The sequence below is a fragment of the Streptomyces sp. NPDC050564 genome (assembly GCF_044457265.1).
Classification (GTDB): Bacteria; Actinomycetota; Actinomycetes; order Streptomycetales; family Streptomycetaceae; genus Streptomyces.
Genome location: NZ_JBITGS010000020.1, coordinates 47,588 through 73,561 on the forward strand (window position 1 = coordinate 47,588; position 25,974 = coordinate 73,561).

Annotated in this window: 21 protein-coding genes and 2 pseudogenes; 11 read left to right on the plus strand and 12 right to left on the minus strand. The window is 71.0% G+C overall.

Features of this window, described 5'->3' with window-relative positions; translation table 11 throughout:
• The first annotated feature begins 55 nt into the window (after positions 1-55).
• Positions 56-1,474: a cytochrome P450 gene (locus ACIBK0_RS29445; protein WP_399086485.1), complete on the plus strand. Its 1,419-nt coding sequence runs from the start codon at positions 56-58 to the stop codon at positions 1,472-1,474.
• Here ACIBK0_RS29445 and ccrA read toward each other — a convergent pair.
• From ccrA to ACIBK0_RS29465, 4 genes are read right to left on the minus strand one after another with little or no spacing between them, the layout of a single operon-like run.
• The gene (ccrA, locus tag ACIBK0_RS29450; protein WP_399086488.1) at positions 1,428-2,768 is read right to left on the minus strand and encodes a crotonyl-CoA carboxylase/reductase; all 1,341 of its coding nucleotides are present in this window, start codon (positions 2,766-2,768) and stop codon (positions 1,428-1,430) included. The two genes, ACIBK0_RS29445 and ccrA, sit on opposite strands and share 47 nt — an antisense overlap.
• Positions 2,769-2,792: 24 nt before the next feature.
• Positions 2,793-3,755, minus strand: a complete 963-nt coding sequence (locus tag ACIBK0_RS29455) for an alpha/beta hydrolase (RefSeq protein ID WP_399086491.1) — start codon at positions 3,753-3,755, stop codon at positions 2,793-2,795.
• Between the two features lie 29 nt (positions 3,756-3,784).
• The gene (locus ACIBK0_RS29460) at positions 3,785-7,783 is read right to left on the minus strand and encodes a beta-ketoacyl synthase N-terminal-like domain-containing protein (RefSeq protein ID WP_399086494.1); all 3,999 of its coding nucleotides are present in this window, start codon (positions 7,781-7,783) and stop codon (positions 3,785-3,787) included.
• Positions 7,780-9,489 carry a fatty acyl-AMP ligase gene (locus ACIBK0_RS29465; RefSeq protein WP_399086497.1) on the minus strand — a complete coding sequence of 570 codons (1,710 nt, stop codon included), beginning with the start codon at positions 9,487-9,489 and terminating at the stop codon, positions 7,780-7,782. Before ACIBK0_RS29465 ends, ACIBK0_RS29460 begins: the two co-directional genes overlap by 4 nt.
• An 86-nt stretch (positions 9,490-9,575) precedes the next feature.
• On the opposite strand from ACIBK0_RS29465, the pseudogene ACIBK0_RS29470 reads away from it, so the two are divergent.
• The 3 genes and pseudogenes from ACIBK0_RS29470 to ACIBK0_RS29480 form a co-directional block, all read left to right on the plus strand.
• Positions 9,576-10,604: pseudogene (locus tag ACIBK0_RS29470) on the plus strand (MFS transporter); the annotation flags it as partial.
• A 73-nt stretch (positions 10,605-10,677) separates the two neighbouring features.
• On the plus strand, positions 10,678-11,223 hold the full coding sequence (locus tag ACIBK0_RS29475) for a hypothetical protein (protein WP_399086861.1): 546 nt from the start codon (positions 10,678-10,680) through the stop codon (positions 11,221-11,223).
• Positions 11,224-11,327: 104 nt separating this feature from the next.
• Positions 11,328-12,539 (plus strand): PucR family transcriptional regulator, encoded by a 1,212-nt coding sequence (locus ACIBK0_RS29480; protein ID WP_399086500.1) that lies wholly within the window; start codon positions 11,328-11,330, stop codon positions 12,537-12,539.
• A 2-nt stretch (positions 12,540-12,541) separates the two neighbouring features.
• On the opposite strand, the gene ACIBK0_RS29485 is transcribed toward ACIBK0_RS29480, so the two are convergent.
• Positions 12,542-12,688: a hypothetical protein gene (locus ACIBK0_RS29485; RefSeq protein ID WP_399086503.1), complete on the minus strand. Its 147-nt coding sequence runs from the start codon at positions 12,686-12,688 to the stop codon at positions 12,542-12,544.
• A gap of 452 nt (positions 12,689-13,140) precedes the next feature.
• Here ACIBK0_RS29485 and ACIBK0_RS29490 point away from each other — a divergent pair, with 452 nt between their 5' ends.
• Together ACIBK0_RS29490 and ACIBK0_RS29495 are read left to right on the plus strand one after the other, a co-directional pair.
• The gene (locus tag ACIBK0_RS29490; RefSeq protein ID WP_399086506.1) at positions 13,141-13,503 is read left to right on the plus strand and encodes a DUF1304 domain-containing protein; all 363 of its coding nucleotides are present in this window, start codon (positions 13,141-13,143) and stop codon (positions 13,501-13,503) included.
• Positions 13,500-14,054: a TetR/AcrR family transcriptional regulator gene (locus tag ACIBK0_RS29495; protein ID WP_399086509.1), complete on the plus strand. Its 555-nt coding sequence runs from the start codon at positions 13,500-13,502 to the stop codon at positions 14,052-14,054. The genes ACIBK0_RS29490 and ACIBK0_RS29495 overlap by 4 nt, the downstream gene beginning before the upstream one ends.
• 4 nt (positions 14,055-14,058) lie before the next feature.
• Here the strand turns inward: ACIBK0_RS29495 and ACIBK0_RS29500 are convergent, their stop codons facing one another.
• Entirely contained in the window at positions 14,059-14,907 is an 849-nt protein-coding gene (locus tag ACIBK0_RS29500) for a hypothetical protein (RefSeq protein ID WP_399086512.1), read from the minus strand.
• Between the two features lie 101 nt (positions 14,908-15,008).
• On the opposite strand from ACIBK0_RS29500, the pseudogene ACIBK0_RS29505 reads away from it, so the two are divergent.
• A pseudogene (locus tag ACIBK0_RS29505) lies at positions 15,009-15,178 on the plus strand (AraC family transcriptional regulator); the annotation flags it as partial.
• Positions 15,179-15,355: 177 nt separating this feature from the next.
• Here ACIBK0_RS29505 and ACIBK0_RS29510 read toward each other — a convergent pair.
• The gene (locus ACIBK0_RS29510) at positions 15,356-16,303 is read right to left on the minus strand and encodes a GlxA family transcriptional regulator (protein WP_399086515.1); all 948 of its coding nucleotides are present in this window, start codon (positions 16,301-16,303) and stop codon (positions 15,356-15,358) included.
• 71 nt (positions 16,304-16,374) lie between these two features.
• On the opposite strand from ACIBK0_RS29510, the gene ACIBK0_RS29515 reads away from it, so the two are divergent.
• Entirely contained in the window at positions 16,375-17,325 is a 951-nt protein-coding gene (locus ACIBK0_RS29515; protein ID WP_399086518.1) for an NADP-dependent oxidoreductase, read from the plus strand.
• Between the two features lie 66 nt (positions 17,326-17,391).
• On the opposite strand, the gene ACIBK0_RS29520 is transcribed toward ACIBK0_RS29515, so the two are convergent.
• Together ACIBK0_RS29520 and ACIBK0_RS29525 are read right to left on the minus strand one after the other, a co-directional pair.
• Positions 17,392-18,498 (minus strand): NAD(P)-dependent alcohol dehydrogenase, encoded by a 1,107-nt coding sequence (locus ACIBK0_RS29520; RefSeq protein WP_399086521.1) that lies wholly within the window; start codon positions 18,496-18,498, stop codon positions 17,392-17,394.
• 25 nt (positions 18,499-18,523) lie between these two features.
• Positions 18,524-19,981 (minus strand): aldehyde dehydrogenase family protein, encoded by a 1,458-nt coding sequence (locus ACIBK0_RS29525; RefSeq protein ID WP_399086524.1) that lies wholly within the window; start codon positions 19,979-19,981, stop codon positions 18,524-18,526.
• A gap of 105 nt (positions 19,982-20,086) precedes the next feature.
• On the opposite strand from ACIBK0_RS29525, the gene ACIBK0_RS29530 reads away from it, so the two are divergent.
• Together ACIBK0_RS29530 and ACIBK0_RS29535 are read left to right on the plus strand one after the other, a co-directional pair.
• Positions 20,087-20,524, plus strand: coding sequence for a MarR family winged helix-turn-helix transcriptional regulator (locus ACIBK0_RS29530; protein WP_399086527.1), 438 nt, complete (start codon positions 20,087-20,089; stop codon positions 20,522-20,524).
• A 247-nt stretch (positions 20,525-20,771) separates the two neighbouring features.
• Complete coding sequence (locus tag ACIBK0_RS29535) at positions 20,772-21,152, plus strand: anti-sigma factor antagonist (protein ID WP_399086531.1); 381 nt, start codon at positions 20,772-20,774, stop codon at positions 21,150-21,152.
• Positions 21,153-21,172: 20 nt separating this feature from the next.
• Here the strand turns inward: ACIBK0_RS29535 and tuf are convergent, their stop codons facing one another.
• Both tuf and ACIBK0_RS29545 read right to left on the minus strand, forming a co-directional pair.
• On the minus strand, positions 21,173-22,366 hold the full coding sequence (tuf, locus tag ACIBK0_RS29540; protein ID WP_399086534.1) for an elongation factor Tu: 1,194 nt from the start codon (positions 22,364-22,366) through the stop codon (positions 21,173-21,175).
• Between the two features lie 136 nt (positions 22,367-22,502).
• Positions 22,503-23,456, minus strand: coding sequence for a ribose-phosphate diphosphokinase (locus ACIBK0_RS29545; protein ID WP_399086537.1), 954 nt, complete (start codon positions 23,454-23,456; stop codon positions 22,503-22,505).
• A 248-nt stretch (positions 23,457-23,704) separates the two neighbouring features.
• Between ACIBK0_RS29545 and otr(A) the strand changes: the two genes are divergently transcribed.
• Positions 23,705-25,591: a tetracycline resistance ribosomal protection protein Otr(A) gene (otr(A), locus tag ACIBK0_RS29550; protein WP_399086540.1), complete on the plus strand. Its 1,887-nt coding sequence runs from the start codon at positions 23,705-23,707 to the stop codon at positions 25,589-25,591.
• 4 nt (positions 25,592-25,595) lie between these two features.
• Here the strand turns inward: otr(A) and ACIBK0_RS29555 are convergent, their stop codons facing one another.
• A complete protein-coding gene (locus ACIBK0_RS29555; RefSeq protein WP_399086543.1) occupies positions 25,596-25,733 on the minus strand; it encodes a hypothetical protein in 138 nt (45 codons plus the stop codon).
• Between the last annotated feature and the right edge of the window lie 241 nt (positions 25,734-25,974).

The window sequence follows — 25,974 nt, forward strand, 5'->3', positions numbered from 1 at the left end:
GGGCATGCATGTCATGGCTCGGTCCCACTCGGAACGATCTTGAGGAGACGTACGGATGAGTTCCCTGTCGGGTTCCCCCACCGCGGCACCCACCGCGCCCGGCCGCCTGCCCCTGATCGGACACGCCCACCAACTGGCCCGTCGTCCGCTGGACTTCATGGACTCCCTGCGCGGGCAGGGCAGCATCGTACGGATTCTGCTCGGACCCACCTCCGCCTATGTGGTCACCGATCCCTCCGTCACCCGCAAGGTGCTGGTGACGGAGGTCGACGCCTTCGCCAAGGGTGGGAAGATCATCGACGCGCTGCGGGTCTTCTTCGGCGACGGGCTCGCCACGATCGCCGACGGCGACCTGCACATGAAGCACCGGCGTCTCATGCAGCCGATGTTCAACAAGGCCCACATCGCGACCCGCGGTGACGTCATGATCGACCACGTGCGGGCCGCGACCGGCGCCTGGACTCCAGGGGTCGCGCGCGAGACCTACGACGACATGAACGATCTCACCCTCTCGACCTTCCTCGTCGCCCTCTTCGGCTCGGGTCTGCCCGCCCATGTCGGGGAGGAGTTCACCGGCCTGATGCCGGCGATCATGCGCGGCACGATCCGGCAGACCATCCTGCCGGGCTGGGTGACGAAGCTGCCGCTGCCTGCGAACCGCGCGCACGAGCGGCGTGTGGCGCGCCTGCGGACCCTGATCGACCAGGCGATCGACCACCACCGCGCGGCGTTGTCGACCGCGGCACCGGCGGCGTCCGAGGCACCGGTGGGATGCCCGGCGCACCAGCCCGCCGAACAGGCCCCCGGGAATGGGCTGTTCTCCACCCTCCTCACCGCCGACGACCCCGAGACCGGTCCCCTCTCCCGCCAGCAGCTCCAGGACGAGGCGATCACTCTCCTCACCGGTGCCATCGAGACCACGGGGACGACCCTCGCCTGGGCGCTGTACGAGATCAGCAGGAACCCGAAGATCGAGCAGCGCCTGCACGAGGAACTCGACGCGGCCTGCGGCGAACGTCCGCTCACGCAGGAGGACCTGGCCGCCCTCCCGTTCATGCGCAGCGTCCTGAAGGAGACCATGCGCATGTACGGCCCCGCCTGGCTGGTCACGCGCACCACCACGCGCCCCGTCACACTGGACGGGCACCCGATACCGAAGGGCGCGGACGTCATCTACAGCCCGTACATCCATCAGCACGACCCCGAGGTCTACGGCGCCCCCGGCACCTTCGACCCGGACCGCTGGGAGCCCGAGCGGACGAAGAGCGTCAACCGTTCCTCGTTCCTCGCCTTCGGCGACGGCCGCCGCAAGTGCATCGGCGAGGAGTTCGCCTGGACGGAACTCCTCATCATCCTCGCCACGGTGCTCCAGCGCTGGCGGCTGACGCTCACCTCGGCTCCCCCGCGTCCGCAGGCCATCGTCACCGTCAAGCCGGACAAGCTGTCGATGACACCGCACCCGCGCGCGGCCTAGCGGCCAGAAGCCTCCCCCGGTGCTCGGAGTCCCTGACGCCGAGCCCGGGGCCGGGCGCCAGTGACAGCACCCCCACCTTCCCCATGTGGGCGTTGTTCTGGACGAGCCGCGCGGCTTCCGCCGTGTCGGCGAGTGGATAGGTGGCGGTGAGGGCGGGAGCGAGGTAGCCGAGGTCGAGCAGGCGGTGCATGGCCGACTGTTCGTGGAGGTTGGCGCCGTGGCTGCCGATGACGCGTTTGAGACGCATCCAGAGGTAGCGGTTGTCGAACTCGTGCAGATAGCCCGTGCTGGAGCCACACGTGACGACGGCGCCGCCGCGGCGCACGACGAAGACCGAGACACCGAAGGTGGCGCGGCCGACATGCTCGAAGACGATGTGCGGGTCCTCGCCGGTCGCGGCCCGGATGCGTCGGCCGAGCCGTTTGCCGACGGTGACGGGGTCGGCCGGTTCGTCGCCGGTGAGGCCGATCTCCGCACGGTTGATCACCGTGTGACAGCCGAGCCCGCGCGCGTACTCCGCCTTCGCCTCGCTGCCGACGATACCCACCGCGATCCCCCCGCCGCTCCGCACGAGCTGTACCGCGTACGCGCCGAGGCCGCCCGCCGCACCCCAGATCAGCACGACGTCGCCCTGGGTCATACGGGCACCGCGCTCGCCGACGAGCATGCGGTACGCCGTTCCCGCGCACAGCGGGTTCGCGGCTGCCTCCTCCCAGCTCAAGTGGCACGGTTTCGGCAGAAGTTGGCTGGCGCGTACGACGCAGTAGTGGGCCAGGCCGCCGTAGTTCGTCTCGAAGCCCCAGGCCAACTGGCCGTTGCCCGACATGCCGTCGGCGTGCGTGGCCGGTTCCTCCTCGTCGACGTACGCGGGGCTGACGACGACATGGTCACCGGTCCGCCATCGACGCACCCCGGCACCGGTTCGTACGACGACGCCCGCCGCATCGGAGCCGATGACGTGGAACGGCTGGTCGTGCCGGGCCGACCAGCGGTCCTGGCGGCCGAAAAGCCGCAGGAAGGTGAAGGTCGGGATGGGTTCGAACATCGCCGACCACACGGTGTTGTAGTTGATGCCGCTCGCCATGACGGCCACCAGCACTTCGTCCGGGGCCAGTTCGGGCATCGGCACGGAACCGATGTGGATGGTCTTGCGGACGTCCTTGTCGGCGACGCCGGTGAATCCCCCGACGTCGTCGGACCTCAGATGAGCGGCCGTGAACCGGTCGGGTAAGGGGAGGTGCTCCAATTCGGCGGCGGTGGCTCCCGCCACGACCGCCTCGGCCAGGGCATCCATGTCGTGTGTCCCTCCGTCGTGAAGTCAGGTCGGCCCGAGGCCCGCGGCGAGCGTCGGCCACGAGGCCTTGAACTCCTGCTGCCAGTAGGGCCAGGCGTGCGAGCCGCCGTTGTAGAAATGCACCTGGGCCGGGATGCCCAGCGCGTCGAGCCGCCGCGTGAACCAATGGGCCTGGCTCCACAGGGTTCCTTCCAGGACGGCTCCTTCGAGGTTGCCGAAGTCACTGCTGGGCAGGCCGCTGCCCTGCGCGATGTACAGTCCGGTGCCCGCGAGAGCCCCCGCCAGGGCGTAGGCGTTGTGCTGGTTCCAGTTGTCCCTGTTGAACAGCGCGCTCCCCCACAGGGCCAGTGGCGCCAGCGACTCCCGCGCCACGATGGCGCCGGCCACGGTGGGCATGCCCGGCGCGGTCGTGTCCAGGATTCCGCTGTACGAGGCCGCCGCACCGAACACGCCGGGTCGCCGCGCGGCGAACGCCAGCGCCCCGTACCCGCCGGTGGACACCCCGGCCACGGCACGTCGGCCGTTCGCCCGGAAGTGCTGCCGCAGCAGCGCCATGACCTCGTCCACCTGGAACCTCTCGTAGTCCGGGGCACCGGACATCCCGTAGTTCCACCAGTCGGTCGGAATGCCGGTGGGCCCCGAGGACGGCATCACGACGAGGACTCCCCGACCGGCGAGGAAGTCGCTGACATCCGTCTCCCGGGTCCAGGACGTGTAGTCGTCGTGCGCGCCGTGCAGCAGGTACAGAACGGGCCAGGTGCGGTCGGGGTGGGTGGCGTAGCCGGTCGGCGTGACGACGCGGACGGGCAGCGACGCGCCCACCGCGGGCGAGGCCACTGTGAGGTCGAAGGTGCGGGGGTCGAGCCACTTCGCGGCGGTGATGCGAGCACTGTCGCCCGCCGCCGGGGTGCCGCCGACCGCTGCGGAGGCCAGGGCGGTGGTGGCCGTGAGGAGGACGTTTCTGCGGGTGGGGCGGCGTAAGGCCACGGGTTTGCTCCTCGTCCGAGTCCTGCGGGTCAGGAGCCGCTCAGGTCGCGTGTGAGCAGCCGAGCGAGCGTGTCGACGACCGGTGGGTCGAGCAGGGACAGATGGTGACCCGGCAGCGGCACGACGGTGAGGTCGGTGCAGTACGCGTCCCAGCCGAGCGCCGCGTCGGCGCGCTCGTAACGGGGGTCGCGGACCGTGTGCGGGGCGGTCTCACTCGCCCGGTACAGCAGCGTTCGCCCCTCGTACCGCCCGGGCCGGTGGCGTTCGCCGCTGCGCAGATCGAGGTACGAGGTCCGCTGGTGCTCCAGTGCGGAGGGCGGCAGCGTCACGGACTCGCCGAGCATCTTCATCACGAGAGCGATCTGCGCGGTGTCGTCCAGGGCGGCGAGTTCGTCGTACGGCAGGTCGAGTGGGGCGCCGTAGGTGCGTTCCACATATGCGGCGAAATCCGCGAACCGGCGCCGAGCGGTGTCCGCCGGGGTGCTGCCGGGCGGTGCGGGCAGCGGCAGTACCGCATCGAGCAGGACGAGTGCGGAGACGGTGCCGTGCGCGGTCAGCAACCGAGCGGTCTCCTGTGCGAGAACACCGCCGTACGACCAACCTCCCACAGTCCAGGGACCGTTGGGCCGCACCTCGCGGATGCGGCGCGCGAACTCGGCCGCGCGTTGGGGCACGTCGTCGGGGTCGTCCTGCCGGTCGAGTCCGTACAACGGCCGCTCTCCGCCGAGCCGTTCGGCCAGCCGGGCGTAAACGCCGGAGGAGCCTCCGGCGGCGTGGGCGAGGAAGAGAGGGATGCCGGGGCCGGTGGAGGGGAAGACACGCAGGCGCGTCTCACCGGGCTTCTCGCTGTCCGGGGCAGTAATGCCGCGCAGCTCCTCGGGATCCGGAGGGGTCGAGGGTCCCGCGGAATCGCCCAACAGCTCGGCCACCGCTCGCAGGGTTCCCCGTCCGAGCAGCGTCCCCGGCTCGACGGTGACCCCGAACTCGCGCTCCACCGCGCCCCGCACCCGCACGGCCGTCAACGAGTCGAGGCCGAGGTCGGTCAGAGGCACATCGGGGTCGATCCGGTCGGGGGCGTATCCCATGACCCCCGCCACGCAGCCGCGGAGCCGCTCGACGGGACCCGTGTCGCGCGCCGCGGGGTCGACCGTGGCCGGCACGGTCTCCTCCCCGAACCAGAAGCGGCGGTGGCGCCAGCGCGGCGAGGGCACATCCACGATGCGGCCGCCGAGCCGCTCACGGAGCCCGGTGACCCGTACGCCGTTCACGAGCAGCGTGGCGAGTGAGGTACGGAAGGTCAGTGCGTCGTCGGTGTTCTTGCACAGGGTGGGGACGACGAGCGAGCCCTCCGGCAGGGTGTCGGTAAGGGGGTGCAACTGGGTGGCGTGCGGCGCGACTTCGACGAAGACGCGGTGACCGTCCTCGGCCGCCGCCCGCACGGCCTGCGCGAAGCGGACGGGCCGTCGCAGGTTCGCCACCCAATACGCGGCGTCGCGCGGGGCGGTGCCCCGGGGGTCGTCGAGCACGGTCGAGTAGCGTCGACAGTGGGGGTCGCTCCACGGCACCTCACCCAGCTCGCGCGCGAACTCACCCAGCAGTGGCTCCACTTCGGGCGAGTGCCCGGCCCCCGACACCCCCAGCGACTGTGCGAACCCGCCCTCCGCCGTCACCCTGGCCACCAGGCCCGCCACATCGTCGGCGGACCCCGTCACCACGCTCTGCGCCGGCGAGGCGTGCACGGCGACCTGAAGGGTGGGCAGGTCCCTGGCCAGCACGCGGATGTCGCGCTCGGAGCGGTCGACCACGGCCATCGCGCCGCCGGTGAGTCCCGCGAGGAGCCGGGAGCGTACGGCGACGATCCGCGCGCCGGTCACCGGATCGAGCGCCCCGGAGACGACAGAGGCGGCGATCTCGCCCAGCGAGTGGCCGATCACGGCGGCGGGTTCGAGACCGTAGGACCGCCACAGCTCGGCGAGGGCGAGCTGGATGCCGTACAGGACGGGCATGACGACGGCGGGTGAGGTCGGATCGGCGTCCGTTCGCAGGCTCGTGGTGAGGGAGACGCCCGTGTGCCAGCGCAGCAGGGGCTCCAGCCGCTCGACGGCGGCGGCGAACGCCGGTTCCGCGGCAAGGAGTCGCCGTCCCATGCCAGGCCATTGGGAGCCGTACCCGGAGAACACCCATACAGGTCCGGGGCCGCCCGGTGTCCCCTCGCCCGTGACCAGGTGCGGCGACGGTTCGCCCGCTGCCAGGCACCGCAGAGCCTTGGCCGTCTCGGCTCTGTTGTGGGTCACGACAGCCGCTCGACGGCGTCCCCGGCCCGTGCGGCCCGCGAGGGTGCGGGCCAAGTCGGTGTCGGGTACGCGTGGGGCGCCGGGGAGCCAGTCGGCGAGCTCACCGGCGTACGACCGAACCCGCTCCTGGGTCGGGCCGTCGATGAGCAGCAGGGCAGGCTGTCCGCTCGGCCCGAAGGGGCGGGCGCTCGTTCGGTGTTCGGCGAGGACGACATGGGCGTTCGTGCCGCCGAATCCGAAGGCCGACACGCCCGCGGTGGCCGTTCCCGAATAGCGCGGCCACGGCTCGGCCGAGGTCACGACGCGCAGGCCGAGTCCGTCGAGGTCGGCGTGCCGGCCGGGGCGGGTGAAGTGCAGCTGGGGCGGGATCTCGCCGTGCTGGAGGGCCAGTACGGTCTTGATGAGCCCGGCGATTCCGGCGGCGGCCTCCAAGTGTCCGAGGTTGGTCTTGGCCGATCCGATCAGCAGGGGCTGGTCCAGATCGCGCCCGGCGCCGAGCACCGCGCCGAGGGCGCCCGCCTCGATGGGGTCCCCGAGGGGTGTGCCGGTGCCGTGGGCTTCGACGTAGTCGACGGTCCTGGGGTCGGTGTGCGCCTCGGTGAGCAGGGCGCGCTGGGCCTCCCCGTTGGGGGCCGTCAGGCCGTTGGACCGTCCGTCGGAGTTGACGGCCGTCGAGCGGACGACCGCAAGGACGCGGTCGCCGTCGCGTTCGGCGTCCGCGAGCGGCTTGAGCACGAGGACACCGCATCCCTCACCCCGGACGATCCCGTCGGCCGTCGCGTCGAAGGCCTTGCAGCGGCCGACCGGCGACAGCGCACCCGCCCGCTGCAAGCCGAGCGTGACGGCAGACGTGAGCAGCACGTTCACCCCGGCGGCGAGCGCGATGTCGCTCTCTCCCGTCAGCAGGCTGCGTACGGCGTGATGGACCGCGACCAGGGAGGACGAGCACGCCGTGTCGACGGCCAGGCTCGGGCCCCGCAGGTCGAGGGCGTAGGAAAGACGGCCCGCCGCGATGCTCAGCGCGGCGCCCGTGGCCGTCCAGGCGTCGGGGGCGGCCGCCGTGAGATGCGCGTACTCGTTGCCGCTGATGCCGACGAAGACGCCGGCCCGGCTGCCCGCGAGCTCCGTGACGGGCAGCGCGGCGTGGTCGAGTGCCTCGCGGGTGACTTCGAGGAGCATGCGGTGCTGGGGGTCCATAGTCGCGGCCTCGTGCACGCCGATGCCGAAGAACTCGGCGTCGAAGCCCGCGATGTCGTCGAGATAGGCGCCGTGCCGGATGACGTCCGACTGCGGGGAGGACTCTCCTCGGACGCCACCGTGTGCGGTCGGTTCCCATCGGCCGGCGGGGACGCTGCCGATCGCGTCCCGGGCCTCGGTGAGCAGGCGCCAGTACGCGTCGGGCGTATCGGCGCCGCCGGGGAAGCGGCAGCCGAGGCCGATGACCGCGATCGATGTCGCGGGTCCCTCGGGAGTCTTCGGCGCCACCGTCCGGGGAGGCTGCTGCGTGAGCCGCGCCACCAGCGCGTCGATCGTGCCCGTGTCCCACAACAGCGTGTCCGGCAGCCGCCGCCCCACCAGGTCGCCGAGCAGCGCGGTCAGGGCCACCGCGTCGCGCGAGGTGAGCCCCAGTTCCGCCAGTGGCCGGTCGTCGGTGATGTCGCCGGGGTCCAGGGCGTACCAGGCGCGCAGCCGACCGACGATCACACCGCGAATCTCCGTGCGCGAGGGGCTCATCGGGGATCGAACCCTCCGTCGAGATAGCGCGCCCGAGCGGCCGTCCGGGCCACCTTTCCGCTGCTCGTGCGGGGCACGGAGCCCGGTGGGACGACCAGCAGCGCGCCGAGTCGCAGCCCGTGGCGTGCCGAAACCGCGGCCCGTACGGTGCGTTCCGCTTGGCGGGCCGCGTCCGCCGTGGGCTCGGCGCCGCGGCGGTGCTCGGCCACCACGACGAGTTGTTCGCCGGTGCTGTCCGCGCGGGGTACGCCGAACGCGGCAAGCCGGCCTTGGCGGACGACGTCCACGGAGGTCTCCACGGTCCGCTCGATGTCCTGGGGATAGTGGTTGCGACCGTCGACGATGATCACGTCCTTCAGACGTCCGGTGACCAGCAGTCGCCCGCCGTGCACGGCACCCAGGTCACCGGTGCGCAGTCGGCCCTGCGGATCGCAGAAGGCCCGGTCGGCGCGTTTCCAGTAGCCGCGCCCGATGTTCGGACCGCGCAGCCGAATCTCGCCGACGCGATCCTCCGGCAGCCGCTCGCCGTTCGCGTCGACGATCTCCACTTCCTGTCCGGCGGGCACCCCGCACGAGACGAGTACGGCCGCGTCCTCCGCATCCGGCAGGACTTCGACGCGCCCCTTTGCCAGCGCCCCCGCGTCGCACACCACGGTGGTGGGAGGCGTCGCGCCCGCGTCCGCCGTCACGAACACAGTGGCCTCCGCGAGTCCGTACGCGGGTGCGTGGGTCGCGGGATCCAGGCCCGCGGGGGCGAAGGTGGCGTGGAAGCGGTCGATCGTGCCCGGCCGCACCGGCTCGCTGCCGTTGATGAGCACCCGTACGCGGTCCAGGCGCAGTTCGTCGAGCACGGCCGGGTCGGTGCGGGCCACGCAGTAGTCGTACGCGAAGTTCGGGGCGGCGCCGATCGTCCCGTCGTACGCACCCAGCAGGCGCAGCCAGCGCGCGGGGTCCTCGAGGAAGGCGACTGGGTCCATCAGGACGGACGGGAAGCCGCCCACGACGGGCGCGGCGATGCTCAGAACCAGGCCCATGTCGTGGAAGAGCGGCAGCCAGCCGACCGTGGTGGTGGCCCCGGGGTCCACGCCGAAGGCGACGATGGCCTGGCGGGCGTTGGCGACGACGTTGGCGTGGCTGATCATCACGCCGGCCGGTTCGCTCGTGGAGCCCGACGTGTACTGGAGGTACGCGATGTCGTCGGGGGCCGGCGCGGTTTCGACCTCGTCGAACGCGAAGCACTGGAGGGGGAGTTGGTCGACGGGGACAACCGGCACCACGGGCAGGTCGTGATCCAGGACGAAGGCCTCCACGGCGATCGCGGTGGTCGAGTCGGAGAGCAGACAGGCTGGTTCGCAGTCGGCCAGGACGGCCGCCAACCTGCTGTCATGGCTAGGGAGTTGGGGGCCGAAGAGGGGCACGGCAATCACCCGGGCGTAGAGGCAGCCGAGGAAGGCAGCCGCGTAGTCGAGCCCCTGCGGCATGACCAGGGCGGCCCTGTCTCCGGGAGCGACGAGGGCGACCAGCCGGTCTGCGACGGCCCGGGCGCGGGCGTCCAGAGCCCGCCAGCCGAGGGTGCGGTGCAGGCCTTCGGAGGCCGCGTCGGGGAAGTGGACGTGGCTGAAGGCGCGTTGCTGCGGCCGGCGAAGGGCCCAGTACCGCAGATGGTCCGGCAGTGGAGCGTCGGCATCTGGCCGGGTGGAGGTCATGGCGGCTCCAACTCATGGGGAGGGTGGTGCTGTTGCCCCTGGGGGGCGGGCGAACGGTGGGGTGATGCACCAGCGTCCGACGCGGGATGCCGGTCGGGTTAGACGACCTGTTGACAGTTCGTCCTCCCTCTTCTGTCAGCTCGCTGACAAAGCCGTGGTCCCGATTCGGCTCCCGGGGACAGAGCCACGGCGACGGCGCGCCCCGGACAATCCATGTCACCCGAAATCGGGTGGCGAGGCGCACGGAGGGAGCGACGGCGGTGGGACGTGGACGGCTGTTCGCGCTGCTGGCACTGCTCGCGCTGACCGGTTTCCTCACGACACTCGACAACACGGTGGTCAATGTCGCCCTGCCCACCGTGCAGCGCGAACTCGGTCTGACCGTGATCGACTTGGAGTGGGTGGCCGCCAGTTATGTACTCAGTTTCGGCGCGCTGCTGCTGCCCGGCGGGCGGCTGACCGACCTCTTCGGACGCCGGGCCGTGCTGGCCACCGGAATCGCTGTCTTCACGGCAGCCTCGGGCGCGGCGGCCCTGGCGGACAGCGGGGGCACTCTCGTCGCGGCCCGCACGGTGCAGGGGGTCGGAGCGGCCCTGGTCATCCCGGCCTCGCTGGCCGTCGTGGCCGCCGATCTGCCCGCGCGGCGGCGTTCGACGGCCGTCGGGCTGTGGACCGCGGCCCTTGCCCTGGCGCTGGCGCTCGGGCCCGTGGTGGGCGGCTTCATCACCCAACAGTGGTCCTGGAGCTCGGTGTTCGCACTGAACGTTCCCCTCGGCCTGCTCGCCCTCCCGCTGGTGTCCGCCGTCCCCGCCGAATCCGGAGAGCCCGTGCGCGGCGCCCTCGACCTGCCCGGCGTGCTCCTCTCGGTCGTCTCGCTCTACCTCCTCACGTACGGGCTCGTGCGCGGCGGCGAGCACGGCTTCGGCAGCGGTCACGTGCCGCTGTGTTTCGGCGTGTCGGCGCTCGCCGCCTGCGTGTTCGTCGTCGTACAGGCACGCACCCCGCGCCCGCTCGTTGAACTGCGGCTGTTGCGCGACCGGTTCCTGACCGGCGGGGTGCCGGCACAGGTGCTGTGGGGCATCGGCGTCAACGGCGTCTTCTTCTTCACGGCCCTCTACCTCCAGCGGATCCTGGGGTTCTCACCGACCCGGGCAGGCCTGGCCTTTCCTCCCGCTGGCCGGAGCCCTGTTGCTGTGCACACCGCTGGCCGAGCCGACGGCACGGCGCCTCGGCACCCATGTCTCGATCGCCGTGGGACTCGGGCTGGTGGCGCTCGGCCTGCTTTACGTGCCGGGCACCGGGGCGCAGGCGGGGTACTGGGATCTGCAGCCCGGGCTGCTGCTGATCGGCGCGGGTTCCGCGCTGACCACTCCGCTGACCGTGCGCTGCCTCGCGGGGGTGCCGGACTCGAGCACGGGGATGGCCAGTGGACTGGTCAGCGCGGCGCGCGAGGTCTCCGGCGTGTTCGGGGTGGTGCTGGTCGGTGTGGTCCTCACCCGCCGCGAGCGCTCCGAACTGCGGTCCGGATCGGATCCGCGCAACGCGTTCCTGGCCGGGTACGACCTTGGGCTGCGCCTCGCGGCCTGTTGCGTCCTGGCGGGTGCGCTCGTCACCCTGGTCGCACTGCGCCGCCGTGGCCGGCATCGGCGGGTGGTTGCGCGAAGCCGGGGCGGAGGGGTCAAGCGGCGGAACGGCACGGGGCCCGGCGCACCCGGCCGGGTCGTCACCAAGTGACAATCCTCACCCCGATGTCTGTCCGCCTTTGATGAGCCCCGGCCGGTTACTTGCGGGTATCGTCTCCGAGCCGCTGACACGGCGCACAGGAGGGAGCCCGAGCGATGGACGATGAGCCCAACGGCCCGTTCAAGGCGTTCCCTTCGGACCTGCACGACCACCTCAGACCGTTCTTCGACGACATCAGGGAAGAGGTCGTCCGAGCGATCAAGACCGAGATCCCCGAGTACGCGCGCCCGACGGACGACACGTACATGCAGGTCGTGCACCGCGGTGTGGAGCACGCGTTGCAGGGGTTCCTGGAGCGGATGGCGAAGCCGGACACGGACTGGGAGCCGGTGACGGCGACCTACCAGCGCATCGGGCGGGGTGAGGCGGACGAGGGGCGCAGTCTCGACTCGTTCCAGTCCGCTCTGCGTCTCGGCGCCCGGGTGACCTGGCGCCGCGTCAACGCGCTGGTCGACGCCGAGTTGCTGCCCCGCAAGGTGCTGGCCGCCTTCGGCGAGGCGCTGTTCCTGCATCTGGACGAGATGGCGGCCGCAACGACCGCGGGCTACACGGAGGCGCGCCTGCACGCGGCGGGCGAGTTGCAGCAACGGCGCACGCGGCTGATCGACCTGCTCACCGCTGATCCGCCCGCGTCGGCCGAGGCGATCAGCGATCTCGCGCACACGGCGCGCTGGCCGGTCCCGCGGGCTGTGGCGGTGGTCGCGATCGACTTCGGGCCGCGGCCCGCCCCGGCGGCGCGACCGATCGTGCCGCCGGAGTTCCTGGCGCGGTTCGATGTGCAGCCGTCCGTTCTGGTCGTGCCCGACCCCGACGGGCCGGGGCGCGGGCGGGCGGTCGCCGGGGCGCTGCACGGATTGCGTGCGGCGATGGGGCCGGCCGTCGCGCTCCAGGAAGGCGCCCGCTCGTTGCGCTGGGCGGCCGAGGCACTCGATCTGGTGCGACGGGGCATCCTGCCCGACACAGAACTGGTCCGCTGCCAGGAGCATTTGGCCACCCTGCTGCTCTTCCGCGACGAGGCCCTGGTGGATGCGATGGCCGAGCGTCGACTGAGTCCGCTGAACGCGATGCGCCCACCGCAGCGGGAGCGGCTGGCGGAGACGCTGCTGAGCTGGTTGCAGTCAGGGCACAACGCCAGCGAGGTGGCGGCGCGGCTCGCCGTGCATCCGCAGACGGTGCGCTATCGGATGCGGCAGCTGGACGAGCTGTTCGGGGACCAACTGCACGATCCGACGGTCCAGTTCGAGATGCAGCTGGCGTTACGGGCGCTGGCCCTGCGGCTGACGGCCGCGTCCCGACGGGGTCAGTGAGGTTACGCTCTGCGCAACATACGGTTGGCGCCGGCGGCGGCCGTCGTCGCGAGCAGCCAGCCCAGACACACGAGGACCACGGCCGCCCACTGCAGTCCGCCGCGGGGGCTGAACGCCTGCTCCTGCCCGAAGTCGACGAGCGGCAGCACCAGGTCGAAGGTGTAGATCGCCGCCTGGAAGTGGGGCGGCTTGCCCGGGTCGATGGCCTGCGGAGGCCACCGGTGTGAACAGCAGGATCCCGCTGAGCATGATCGCGCACAGCCACCACACGGCGCGCATCGGCCGGTAGCCGTAGCCCACGGTGATGTTCTGGAGACCGCTCCACACCCGCCCCGGCCACGGCAGGGTGGCGCACAGGCGTCGCGGCTTGGCGAGGAGGACCGTCCGCGCGCCCCCGTCATGGCCGTGCCGGCGATACGCGGCGGCCATCTGTTCGTAGGGCTGGGGGTGAAGCCCTCGGAATCGCGGGCGAGCGCTACCCGCAAGGGCGCGCAGGGCAACCTGAGGCCCTCCGTGACTTCCTGGACGGATGTCCAGCTATAGTGGACACCTGTCCATGAGATAACCGCTGGACACCTACTCACGACGGAGCCCGCTGACGATGGATACGGTCGCGAACGTGCTGGTAGGCCTGGTGGCCGCGCTGCACGCCTACATACTGGTGCTGGAGATGTTCCTGTGGGAGAAGAAGCCGGGACGGGGGCTGCACGGGTTCGACCCGGAGATGGCCCACGCGACCGCGCCGCTGGCCGCCAACCAGGGGCTCTACAACGGTTTTCTGGCGGCGGGTCTGGTGTGGGGTCTGATCGCCTCGGATCCGACCGGGTTCCGCGTACAGGTCTTCTTCCTGGTGTGCGTCGTGGTCGCAGGTGTGTACGGATCCGTCACCGCGAACCGCCGCATCCTCTTCGCGCAAGCCCTGCCCGGCGCGGTCGCCCTGGCCGCCGTCCTCGTCGCGCGGTGACGCCCGAGGACCCGCGAGCCGCCCGGACCCGGGCGAAGCTGCGGCAGGCACTGCTGGAGGAGTGCGCCGAGCGGCCGCTGGAGGAGGTCGGCGTCGCCGCGCTGGTGCGGCGGGCCGGGGTCGGCCGGGCGACGTTCTACGTGCACTACACCGATCTGGAGGCGCTGGCCGTCGACGCCTGCGCCGATGTCGTACGGGATGCCGTGGAGGCACTGCACGCGTGGCGCGGGCGGCCCGACCCGATGTCCGCGCCGCCCGCCCTGCGCACGTTCTTCGCCGAACTGGCCCCGCACGCCGCCCTCTACCGCGCGCTTCTCGGCCCGGGCGGCGGTGGCCCGCTCGGTCTCGTGCTGCACCGTGATCTGCGCGCCCGCAGCCTGGCCGAGCGCACCCTCGTGGGCGCCCCGGACGCGCCGCTCGTGGCCTCCGCCGTCGCCGCCACCTTCGCGGGGGTGCTCGCCGACTGGCTGCACGGCCTGCTGGAGGGCACCCCGGAGGAAGTCGCCGATCAGGTCTGGCAGTTGCTGGTAGCCCTGCACCGGAGCCGGTGACGGGTCACTTACAGCCCACCTGCTGCTTCGTCGCGGGCCACGCCTCCACGCCGTGGGGTGTACGGATGTAGGCCGTCGACTTGCCCGCCGTCAGCCAGAGTTCCCAGTCGTGGAAGCGGTAGCCGGTGTCCCGCGCGCCGACCGGCATGCGGGCATCCTGGTCGTACGCGGCGGTGAGCACCTCGCTCCCGAGCACCCCGCGCGGATCGCGCGCGTACTGCCTGACCTCCTTGCCCCGGCCCAGCCACAGGAAGTGCGCGCTTCGCCAGTCGCAGTGCTCCGCGCCCGCCGAGCTGCTCACCTCGGTGGTGGGCACGCGGCGACCGTCCCGATCCGTCCAGATCTCGTACGTCGAGTCGGTGAAGCTCGCCGGGAGCTCGGACGGGTCGCAGGAGGCGTTGGTCTCCGGACCCCAGCCGGGGCGGTGCGGCTGATCCTTGGCGACGACGACGGCCACCTTGGTCCTGCCCTTGACGTCGTAGGAGAACAGGACACGGTCCTTTTCCTTGCGCTCCACCCGGTAGCCGTGGTCCGGCAGCTCGGGCTGGTCCATGTCGAAGTAGGCGTTCAGGCCCTCCTCCGGCGTCGAGCCGCCGTCCTTTTGGCCCCACTCGTCGCCCCCGCCGCCCGCGTAGATCTCGCCGTCGCACTCCAGGGCCCGCCCCGCCGCGCCCGAACTCGCCTCTGCCGCGCGCACGCTGCCGTCGCCGACCTCCTTGATCGGCACGTCCAGCGCTCCGGAGTACGGTGTGGCCGGGGGCGTTCCCTCGACCACGAGGTCGTCGCGCATCCCGTCGTCGCACCCCACCACCGTCAAGCCGATGAGAACCGCCACCGCGATCCACTTGCCCATCCCCACCCCTGTTCTCCGAACCGCCGTATCGCTCCTCCGACGCACGAAGGACACGGATCGTTCGGCGGCCGACGGGTGGCCTGGAGCGTGCGGCCCACGAGGCCCAGAAACTCCTCGAAACCACCGACGACTGCATCGAACTCATCGCCTCCCGCGCCGGTATGGGCACCGCGGCGACCTTGCGTCGGCACTTCCGTCGCGCCCTGGGTGTGCCCCGGACATCTATCGGCGCGCCTTCCGCAACCACCGCACTTCCACCACGGCGGCCTGACGGACCGTCGACGAACAGCGCGGGCCCGGAGATACGACCGGCGCGGGCCCTGGGACCTGACTGGCGCGGGCCCGGAGACACCGGGCCCGGCGTGGTCGCGGATGACCGAGAAGGGCCTACTGCACGCCGGGCAACGGCACGCCCGGGCCAACGTTCAGATCATCCGACCGGAACGGTCTAGCGGGTGGCCTGGAACGTACGCCGGTATGCCTGCGGCGATACGCCGATCGCCGCGTGCAGATGCTGGCGCAGCGAGGCGCCGGTCGCGAAGCCGACCTCGCCGGCGATCTGGTCCACCGACAGGTCGCTGGACTCCAGCAGATGGCGGGCCCGGGAGACCCGCTGCTGGATGAGCCAGCGGCCGGGGCTCATGCCCACCTCGTCGTTGAAGCGGCGGGCGAAGGTGCGCAGGCTCATCCGGGCATGGCCCGCGAGGTCGGTCAGTGTCAGCGGATCGCCGAGGCGGGCCAGGGCCCACGCACGGGTGGCGGCCGTGCTCGTCGCCGAGGGCTCCGGCACGGGCTGCTCGATGTACTGGGCCTGGCCGCCCTCCCGCAGCGGCGGGACCACACAGCGCCGGGCCACCTTGTTGGCCAGCTCGCTGCCGTGGTCCTTGCGGAGGATGTGCAGGCAGACGTCGATGCCGGACGCGGCCCCGGCCGAGGTGAGGACCGAGCCGTCGTCGACGAACAGCACGTCCGGGTCCAGCGACACACGCGGGAACAGACGCCGGAACTCGTCGACCACCTGCCAGTGCGTGGTCGCCCGGTGTCCGTCCAGCAGACCCGCCGCCGCCAGGACGAACGCACCCGTGCAGATGGAGACGAGGCGGGCGCCGGGCCGGATCAGCGCGAGTGCGGCGGTGAGCTCGTCGGAGGGCTCCGGGACCAGCCTCGCCGGGGTGATCGCCGCGATCACCACCGTGTCCGCCGTGGACAGCGCCTCGGGACCGTGGTCGACGGTGACCGAGAAGTCGGCGTTGGTGCGGACGGGGCGGCCGTCGACAGTGCACGTCACCACTTCGTAGCGACCGTCCGCCGCGCCGAAGATCCGGCTGGGGATGCCCAGCTCGAAGGGGTAGACGCCGTCCAGCGCCAGGACGACCACTCGCTCCACGGGATGCATGGCACGATCCTATCGAAGGTTGACAATCATGCCATTTTCTTGCCGGGCCGGCCCCGGCACGCTGGGACACCATGAGCACTGTGAACACCATGCGAGCCATCAGTCAGGACGTCCTCGGCGGTCCCGAGGTACTCAAGGAAGTGCAGGTGGAGCGCCCCGCGCCGCGCCCCAACGAGGTACTGATCCGGGTGCGCGCGGCCGGCGTCAACCCGACCGACTGGAAGCACCGCGCGACCGGCGGTTTCCTCGGCGAGCCGCCCTTCGTCCTCGGCTGGGACGTCTCCGGCGTCGTCGAGGCGACCGGAATCGGCGTTGCCCGCTTCAAGCCCGGGGACGAGGTCTTCGGCATGCTGTCCTACCCGTTCGGCCACGGCTCGCACGCCGAGTACGTCACCGCCCCCGCCCGCGCCTTCGCGCACAAGCCGTCCGGAATCGACCACATCCAGGCGGGCGCGCTTCCGCTGGTCTCGCTGACCGCCTGGCAGGCCCTGGTCGAGACGGCGGACATCCAGCCGGGCCAGCGGGTGCTGATCCACGCGGCGGCCGGCGGGGTAGGTCATGTGGCCGTGCAGATCGCCAAGGCGCGGGGCGCGTATGTCATCGGTACCGCGAGCGCGGGCAAGCACGATTTCCTGCGGGAGATCGGCGTGGACGAGGCGATCGACTACCGGGAGACCGACTTCGCCGAGGCGGTCAAGGACGTCGACGTCGTCCTGGACACGATCGGCGACGAGTACTCTGTCCGCTCGCTGCGCGTACTGCGCCAGGGCGGGATCGTGGTTTCGATCCTGCCGGTCGGGTCGGCGGACTTCTACGAGGAGGCCGAGCGGATCGGCGTACGGGCGGTCAGGATGCTCGTCGACGCCTCCCACACCGGCATGAAGGCGATCGCGGCGCTCGTCGAGGCGGGGAAGCTGCGCGCCACGATCGCCGACACCTTCCCGCTGGCCGATGCCGCCGAGGCGCATGCGCTCGGCGACACCGGCCGGACCACGGGGAAGCTCGTCCTGGTCGTCGATTAAGGGCAGTCGACTGAATGAAGTCGGTCGAAGGAAGTCGGCTGAAGACGGTCGGCCGGACGTCGCTGTCTAGAAGGTGAGCACGGGCTTGATCGTCTTGCCGGCGCTCATGTCCCGCACCGCCCGCTCGATGTCCGCGAACGGATAGTGGCTGATCAGGCGGTGCAGCGGGAGCCGTCCGTCCTGGACGAGCGCGACCAGCGCGGGGATGGCGGTCTGGGTCTCACTGTCGCCGAGAGTGAGACCCACGACCTTCTTGCCGGGCAGCAACGCGTTGACGTCCAGGGCGACTTCGGTGCCGAAGGGCGGTGCGCCGACGACGACGAGGGTGCCGCGCGGCGCGAGCGTGTCGGCGCCCTTGCGCAGTACGGCGACACTGCCCGTGGTCTCCACGACACCGTCGGCGCCCCGGCCGTCGGTGAGTGCGAGCACCGCCTCGGTGACATCGGCCTCGGCCGCGTTCACGGTGTGCGTGGCGCCCAACTCCCGTGCCAGTTCAAGCCGTTCGGCGATCTTGTCCACGGCGATGACCGTGGTCGCGGGGGTGAGGGCCGCCGCCATCACCGCGGACAGGCCGACGGCTCCGGCGCCCAGGACGACGAGGCTGCTGCCTGCTTCGGGCTTCAGCACGTTCCAGACGGCGCCCACTCCGGTCTGCACCCCGCAGCCCAGTGGGGCGATGGACTCCAGCTGGACGTTCGGATCGACTTTCACCAGGCTGCGCTCGTCCACGAGCGCCCGTTCCGCGAAGGACGACTGTCCGAAGAAGTGGCCGCCGAGCGGCACCCCGTCGCGGCTGATCGTGCTGGTGCCGTCGGCGCGCCGACCGCCGATGAGGTTCAGCGGCAGCCAGGTGGCGCAGTACGCGGGGTGTCCGTCACGGCAGTTGTGACAGCCGCCGCAGGAGGTGAAGGACAGCACGACATGGTCACCGGGGGCAACACCGGTGACATGGGGGCCGACGGCCTCGACGACTCCCGCTCCCTCGTGCCCCAGGACTCCGGGCAGCGGGAAGGGCAGACCGCCGCTCGCCACACCGAGGTCGGTGTGGCACAGGCCGGTCGCCACCATACGGACGAGGGCCTCGCCGGGGCCGGGCTCGTCCAGTTCGACGTCGGTGAGGGTGAACGGCGCTCCCCCGGACTCCACCACGGCGGCGCGCGTAGTACTGGGCATCGCATGAACTCCTTTGCGGGGGCGCTCAGTCGAGCGAGACGACGACGGACTTGACCTTGGTGTAGGCGGCGAGCGCCTCGGGCCCGTACTCCCGGCCGAAGCCGGAGTCCTTGACCCCGCCGAAGGGAACCGCGGGGTCGAGCATCGCCCAGTCGTTGATCCAGACGATGCCCGCCTGCAGCCGGTCGGCGACGCGGTGCGCGCGGGTCAGGTCGGTGGTCTGGATGCCCGAAGCCAGGCCGTACGGCGTGGAGTTGGCCAGCTCGACGGCCTCGTCCTCGGAGTCGAAGGACTGCACGGTGAGGACGGGGCCGAAGATCTCCTCCTGGATGACGCGGGAGTCGGCCGTGAGGTCGGTGATCACGGTGGGCCTGTAGTAGTAGCCGCCGTTCAGGTCGAGGCGCTCACCGCCGCAGACGATGCGGCCGCCCTCCTTGCGGGCCAGGGCGACGTACTCCTCGACCTTCTTCAGGTGCTTGTCCCCAGCCATCGGGCCGACGACCGTTGCCGCGTCCCGGGGGTCGCCGACCGGCACTCCGGGGACGGCGTCGGCGAGGATGCCCAGCAGGGTGCCGTACACGGAGCGCTCCACCAGCAGGCGCGGCCCGCCCATGCAGAACTGCCCGGTGTTGAAGACGAAGCCCTTGATGACCGCGCCGACCGCCTTCTCCAGGTCGGCGTCCGCGAAGACGAGATGGGCCGCGTTGCCGCCCAGCTCCATGGTGACGGGCTTGAGCGCCTCACCGGCGATGCTCGCGGCATGCCGGCCGACGGCGGTGGACCCGGTGAAGGCGACCTTGTCGATGCCGGGGTTGCGCAGCAGCGCCTCGCCCGCGACCGGGCCGCTGCCGGTGACGACGTTCACGACGCCGTCCGGGACGCCCGCCTCCTGGAGCAGCCGGGCCATGTACAGAGCGCTGAGCGGGGTCTCGTCGGCGGGCTTGTGCACCACGGCGTTGCCGGCCGCCAGCGCCGGGGCGAGCTTCGAACTGGACAGGATCAGCGGGAAGTTGAAAGGAGTGATCGCGGCGACCACGCCGAGCGGTCCGCGGCGCGTGTACGCGAAGGCGTTGAGCGGGGTGTCGCGGGTGGCGCCGTCGAGGGTCTGGGCGAGCGCGGCGCAGTACTCGTACTCGTCGGCGGCGGTGAGCACGTCGACTGGGCGGCAGAGGGAGAGGGGTTTGCCGACGTCGAGGCTCTCCAGGGCCGCCAGCTCGTCGGCGTTCGTGCGGATCAACTCGGAGACGCGGTGCAGCACCCGGCCACGCTCACGGCCGCTCATCGCGGCCCACGGGCCGTGGTCGAAGGCTTCCCGTGCGGCACGTACGGCCGCGTCGACATCGGCCGCGCCCGCCTCGGCGACGGTCGTGACCACCTGGCCGATGGACGGATCGATCACGTCCGTACGCGCTCCGTCGGCCGCCTCGCGCCACTGTCCACCGATGAACAGCTGCCCGGGCCCACTCTCGAAGGTGGTCGTCATTGCCCACTCCTCAGCCTTGATCGCCAAGTTTTCAACCAACAGGATTCCTGTTGGTTGGCAGTCTCGTTACGGACAGGTTTCCTGTCAATGGCTTAGGCTGAACCCATGGTCGGCACCCAGGCAACCAAGACACCCCCGTCACTGCTCTACATGGTCAAGCAGGTGGAACTCGTCGTGCGTTCACACCTCGACGAGCTGGTGAAACCAGCCGGCATCACCGCATTGCAGTACACCTCGCTCACCGTGCTGGAGCGGCACGACGGCCTGTCGGCGGCGCAGCTGGCGCGTGACTCGTTCGTGACGGCTCAGTCCATGGCCGATCTGGTGCGCTCACTGGAGAGTCGCGGACTGGTGCGCCGCGAGCGCAATCCACGCAACCGGCGCGAGCTACTGATTCTGCTGACCGACGAGGGACGCGAACTGCTCGCGCGGTTCTCCGGAGCCGTACGGGAACTGGAGGAGCTCATGGTCCGGGACCTCACCTCGCACCAGACCGATCAGTTCCGTCAGGCGTTGTCCAAGGCGTGGCACGCGCTGTCGTGACGCGGGCACTCGCCCCCACGGCACACCCACAGCGGGACGACTCGCCGCGCAAATCGAAGACATATGTCAACCGAACATGCTGGAATTCACTCCATCGAGGGTAACTTGCAGAGCAAGGAACGGTTTTGCAACCACGGGTGCCCCGTTGGCGTGTCTACGCTCGCTTGACGCCGTCGCCCTGGCCCCCGGTGACCCTGGCCCCTGCCCTCGCGAGGCAGGTCAGCTGCCGGTTGGAGGTGATGACTTCGTGGCGCACGACCCCGCACCGCTCACCCGACATCTGCGCATTCACCAGGACCGCGGACACCTGGTGCTGGAGTTCCACGGGGAGATCGACATCCTCGCGGCCATGGAGATCACCCCGCTCCTGGACTCCGCGACCGGGGGCCCGGCACCGCAGGTCGTGATCGACCTGCGGCCCGTCGACTTCTTCGACTGCTCGGGCCTGCGCCTGCTCTACCGGGCCAGACGCCGGGTCCTCGCCCGGGACGGACGGCTGCACCTCGTCTGCACCCAGCCGCTGATCCTGCGCATCCTCCGGGTGACCGGCCTCGCGCGTCTGCTGCCACCCTCCTCGTCGCTGGACGAGGCGCTGGCCCGACCCGAGGCCACGTCGGGTTCCGTGTGAGCGCTTGCTGCCCCCGGTGACTACTTCCGGATCTTTGTGACCTGCCCCGCCCCGACCGTCCTGCCGCCCTCGCGGATGGCGAACTTCAGCCCCTCCTCCATGGCGATGGGCTGGATCAACTGCACCTGCATGGTGGTGTTGTCGCCCGGCATGACCATGTCCGTGCCCTTGGGGAGGGTCACCACTCCGGTCACGTCCGTCGTACGGAAGTAGAACTGTGGCCGATAGTTGTCGAAGAACGGCGTGTGCCGGCCGCCCTCGTCCTTCGACAGGATGTACGCGCGCGCCTCGAACTCCGTGTGCGGCGTCACCGAGCCCGGCTTGATGACGACCTGCCCGCGCTCCACGTCCTCGCGCTTCACACCCCGCAGCAACAGTCCGACATTCTCCCCCGCCCGGCCCTCGTCGAGGAGTTTGCGGAACATCTCGATACCGGTGACGGTGGTCTTGGTCTTGTGCTCGTGGATGCCGATGATCTCGACCTCACTGTTGACCCTCAGCACACCGCGTTCGATGCGGCCGGTGACGACCGTGCCGCGGCCCGTGATGGTGAAGACGTCCTCGATGGGCATCAGGAAGGGCCGGTCGACATCGCGCACCGGCTCGGGCACGAACTCGTCGATCGCCGCGAGGAGTTCGAGGATGGACGCACTCCACTTCGGGTCGCCCTCAAGGGCCTTGAGCGCGGAGACCCGCACGACCGGGACATCGTCGCCCGGGAACTCGTACTCGGTGAGCAGCTCGCGCACTTCGAGCTCGACGAGTTCCAGAATCTCCTCGTCGTCCACCATGTCGGTCTTGTTGAGCGCGACGACGATGTACGGGACGCCGACCTGGCGTGCGAGCAGGACATGTTCCTTGGTCTGCGGCATCGGCCCGTCGGTCGCCGCGACGACCAGGATCGCGCCGTCCATCTGCGCGGCGCCCGTGATCATGTTCTTGATGTAGTCCGCGTGCCCCGGGCAGTCCACGTGTGCGTAGTGCCGGTTCTCCGTCTGGTACTCGACATGGGCGATCGAGATCGTGATACCGCGCTGGCGTTCCTCGGGAGCCTTGTCGATCTGGTCGAACGGCGTGTAGGGGTTCAGGTCGGGGAACTGGTCGTGCAACACCTTGGTCATGGCCGCTGTCAGCGTCGTCTTACCGTGGTCGATGTGACCGATGGTGCCGATGTTGACATGCGGCTTGGTCCGCTGGAATTTCGCCTTCGCCACTGCAAGCCCTCCTGATCACCTGGGTGACGCCGAGCGTTGCTTCGCGGCTTGCCGGCCGAGCGCCGCACCGCCTACCCGGTGAGCCCGGCCGCCTTCCTGCCCGAGCCGACGGGCAGGAAGTTCCGCTCCTTCCTGTCTATTCGTTCGGAGGCGCGTCGAACAGGGCGCTGACGGACTCGCCGTTGTGAATGCGCCGCACCGCCTCGGCGAGCGCCGGGGCGATGGACAGGATGCGCAGCTTTTCCGTGTGCTCCTCGACCGGGACCGGCACGGTGTTCGTGCACACGATCTCCAGGACGTCCGGCTGCTCGCTGAGGCGCTTGAGCGCGCCCGCGGCGAACAGTCCGTGGGTGCAGGCGACCCGGATCGACCGGGGCCCCAACTCCCGCAGCCGCTCGAGTAGTTCGAGGACGGTGCTGCCCTTGGCGATCTCGTCGTCCAGCACGATGACATCGCGCCCGCTGACGTCGCCGATGACGGAGCTGATGCTCACCCGGTCGTCGGCGAACCGCTGCTTGGCACCGGCGGCCACCTGGGCCCCGATCAGCCGTGCGAACGCCGCCGCCTCCTTGGCGTTGCCCAGGTCCGGCGACACCACTGTGGTACGGGAGAGGTCGTAGCCGCGGAAGTGCGCGGCCAGCTCCCGCAGGGCGTGCAGATGGTCGACCGGCACCGAGAAGAAGCCGTGCACCTGCGGCGAATGCAGCGTCATGGCCAGGACGCGGCTCGCCCCGGCCGCCACCAGCAGGTCCGCCACGAGCCGCCCGCCCATCGAGATCCGCGGCATGTCCTTCTTGTCCGAGCGGGCGTACGAGTAGTGCGGCATGACCACGGTGATCCGCCCGGCGGACGCGCCGCGCGCAGCGTCGCACATCATCAGCAGCTCGACGAGGTGCTCCTGCACCGGCGTGACCAACGGCTGCACCAGGAAGACATCTCGCTCGCGGCAATTGGCCTGGAGCTGCACCTCCAGGCAGTCGTTGGCGAACCGGCTGACGCGGGTCGGGCTGAGAGGCACACCGAGATGCGCGCAGAGCTCGGCCGCCAGCTCGGGATGGGCACTACCGCTGAACACGGCGATGTCACGCACGACCGCTCCTCGCATGATCGAACCGGGTCGCGTCGCCGGTTGGCATGATCGACCCGGGGTGCGTGCCTCATGCTACTGGGCACCTTTCGGCCGCTCGACCGGGGGAAAACCGGTTGCGGACGGCCACCCGGACGACGCCATCATGACGGTGCCAGTACCCCCTCGAATTCAGGAGAACGGAATGCGCCGATTCCTCGGAACTTCTCAGCGCCCCCACCGGACGACTGTTCTCGAGGACTCGACCACGCATGCACACCCTGAACATCGGAATTCTGGCCCACGTCGACGCGGGTAAGACCAGCCTCACCGAGCGGCTGCTGTTCGACGGCGGCGCCATCGACCGGCTCGGCAGCGTCGACGCCGGGGACACCCGTACGGACGACGGAGCGATCGAGCGGCAGCGCGGCATCACCATCCGCTCGGCCGTCGCCGCCTTCACGGTCCGGGACATCTGCGGCGTCACAGACGTACAGGTCAACCTGATCGACACCCCCGGGCACTCCGACTTCATCGCCGAGGTCGAGCGCGCCCTGGAGGTCCTGGACGGTGCGGTGCTGGTGCTCTCCGCCGTCGAGGGCGTCCAGGCACAGACGCGCGTGCTGATGAAGACCCTGCGGCGGCTCGGCCTGCCCACCCTCGTCTTCGTCAACAAGATCGACCGGGCGGGCGCACGGGAGGAGGGGCTCCTCGACGACATCCGGCGCCGCCTCACGCCGCACATCGTCCCGCTCGCCCGCGTGACGGACATCGGCACCGGATCCGCCCGTGTGCTGCCGCGCCCGCTCGACGACCTCGCGGCCGACACGCTCGCCGAGGTGGACTCCGGCATCCTGGCCGCGCTCGTGGACGGGCCCCCGCCCACACCGGACGAGCTGCGGGCAGCGCTGGCCGCGCACACCGCCGACGGCTCCGTCCATCCGGTCCTGTTCGGCTCGGCGCTCGGCGGACAGGGCGTGGCCGAGCTGATCGAGGCGGTGGTCCGGCTGATCCCCCGCCCGACGGTCCCCCGCTCCGGTGAACCACGCGGCACGGTCTTCGCCGTACGGCCGGGACCCGGCGGCGAGCGGACGGCGTATGTGCGTCTGTACGAAGGGGAGGTGGCGCGCCGCGAACGGCTCACGTTCCTGCGCCGCGAGGCCGACGGCCGGACCACGCGGGTGCCCGGCCGGGCACTCGGACTGGAGGTGATCGGGCAGCCCGAAGCCACCTCCCTCACCCCGGGGAACATCGCCGCGCTCCACGGCGTCGCCGGCATCCGCGTCGGCGACCGGCTCGGCGAAGCCACCGATCGCGCACCGCAGTTCGCGACCCCGACACTGGAGACGCTGGTGCGGGCCAAGCACCCCGCCCAGGCCGCCCCGCTGCGCTCCGCCCTTCTCACTCTGGCCGACCAGGACCCGCTGATGCACGCCAGGCCCGCCGCGTCCGGCAGCACCGCGCTGCTGCTCTACGGCGAGGTCCAGAAGGAGGTCCTCGCGGCCGCGCTCGCCCAGGACTTCGGCATCGAGGCCGACTTCGAGCCGAGCCGGGTGCGGTTCCTGGAGCGGCCGGAGGGCACGGGTGAGGCGTATGAGGAGATCCAGCGCCACGGGCACACCGGGTTCTGGGCGACGGTCGGGCTGCGTATCGAGCCGGGACCGCGCGGCTCCGGCGGTGTCTTCAGCTACGAGACCGAGCTCGGCGCCCTGCCGCGAGCGTTCCACCAGGCGATCGAGGACACGGTCCACGCGACCCTGCTCACCGGTCCGCAGGGATGGCCGGTGACGGACTACCGGGTCACCCTCGTCCGCTCCGGATTCGCCGCTCCGATCAGCACGGCCGCCGACTTCCGCGGCCTCACCCCGGTCGTGCTGCGCCGCGCCCTCGAGCGGGCGGGGACACGGGTGTACGAGCCGTATCACGCGTTCGAGGTGGAGCTCCCGCTCGACGCGCTGGCCCCGGTGACAGCTCAACTGGCCGCCTTCGGCGCAGAGTTCAAGGAGACGACGGGAGGGCGCACCGCATGGCTGGTCACCGGCGAGTTGCCGGCCCGGGTGGTGCGGGACATCGAGCTGCGGCTGCCGGGGCTGACGCACGGAGAGGGGGTGTGGTGGTCGCGCCCGTCGGGCGACCGCCCCCTTCGGGCCCTGCGCTAGGTGATCAGTCCTGACGCAGGACCTCGGTCGAGGAGGGGTCGGGCGCAACGACCTCATGCCCGGCGCGACGCAGCCGCTCGGCGGCGAGGAGTTCGGCTCGGCGCAGGCCGAGAACTGAGAGGAACAACGCGATGTGAACCATGGCGTCATCGTGCCGTGCCGCGACTCCGGACCGAGGCGACTGCCCGCTCCGGCGATGGCCGTGAGCAGCACATTCGATACAGCCAGGGCCTGCGCCGACGCAGGTGGATCGTCCAGCAGATTCGGTACGGCGAGCAGACGCCGTGCGTCCCCGGCGTACGGCGAACTGCGGTCGGCGCAGGAGTCATCGGTACCCGACTTGCCCCGCCGTTCCTCGATCGGCCAACAAAGCTGCCTGTCAG

Coding starts and splice junctions, on each gene's coding strand:
- ACIBK0_RS29525 (WP_399086524.1), bottom strand. CDS start 19,981: ATGACGACCACCTTCGAGAGTGGGCCCGGGCAGCTGTTCATCGGTGGA.
- ACIBK0_RS29480 (WP_399086500.1), top strand. CDS start 11,328: ATGGACGATGAGCCCAACGGCCCGTTCAAGGCGTTCCCTTCGGACCTG.
- ACIBK0_RS29490 (WP_399086506.1), top strand. CDS start 13,141: ATGGATACGGTCGCGAACGTGCTGGTAGGCCTGGTGGCCGCGCTGCAC.
- ACIBK0_RS29445 (WP_399086485.1), top strand. CDS start 56: ATGAGTTCCCTGTCGGGTTCCCCCACCGCGGCACCCACCGCGCCCGGC.
- ACIBK0_RS29530 (WP_399086527.1), top strand. CDS start 20,087: ATGGTCGGCACCCAGGCAACCAAGACACCCCCGTCACTGCTCTACATG.
- ACIBK0_RS29465 (WP_399086497.1), bottom strand. CDS start 9,489: ATGACCTCCACCCGGCCAGATGCCGACGCTCCACTGCCGGACCATCTG.
- ACIBK0_RS29500 (WP_399086512.1), bottom strand. CDS start 14,907: ATGGGCAAGTGGATCGCGGTGGCGGTTCTCATCGGCTTGACGGTGGTG.
- ACIBK0_RS29515 (WP_399086518.1), top strand. CDS start 16,375: ATGAGCACTGTGAACACCATGCGAGCCATCAGTCAGGACGTCCTCGGC.
- ACIBK0_RS29510 (WP_399086515.1), bottom strand. CDS start 16,303: ATGCATCCCGTGGAGCGAGTGGTCGTCCTGGCGCTGGACGGCGTCTAC.
- ccrA (WP_399086488.1), bottom strand. CDS start 2,768: ATGGATGCCCTGGCCGAGGCGGTCGTGGCGGGAGCCACCGCCGCCGAA.
- ACIBK0_RS29460 (WP_399086494.1), bottom strand. CDS start 7,783: ATGAGCCCCTCGCGCACGGAGATTCGCGGTGTGATCGTCGGTCGGCTG.
- ACIBK0_RS29555 (WP_399086543.1), bottom strand. CDS start 25,733: ATGGTTCACATCGCGTTGTTCCTCTCAGTTCTCGGCCTGCGCCGAGCC.
- ACIBK0_RS29520 (WP_399086521.1), bottom strand. CDS start 18,498: ATGCCCAGTACTACGCGCGCCGCCGTGGTGGAGTCCGGGGGAGCGCCG.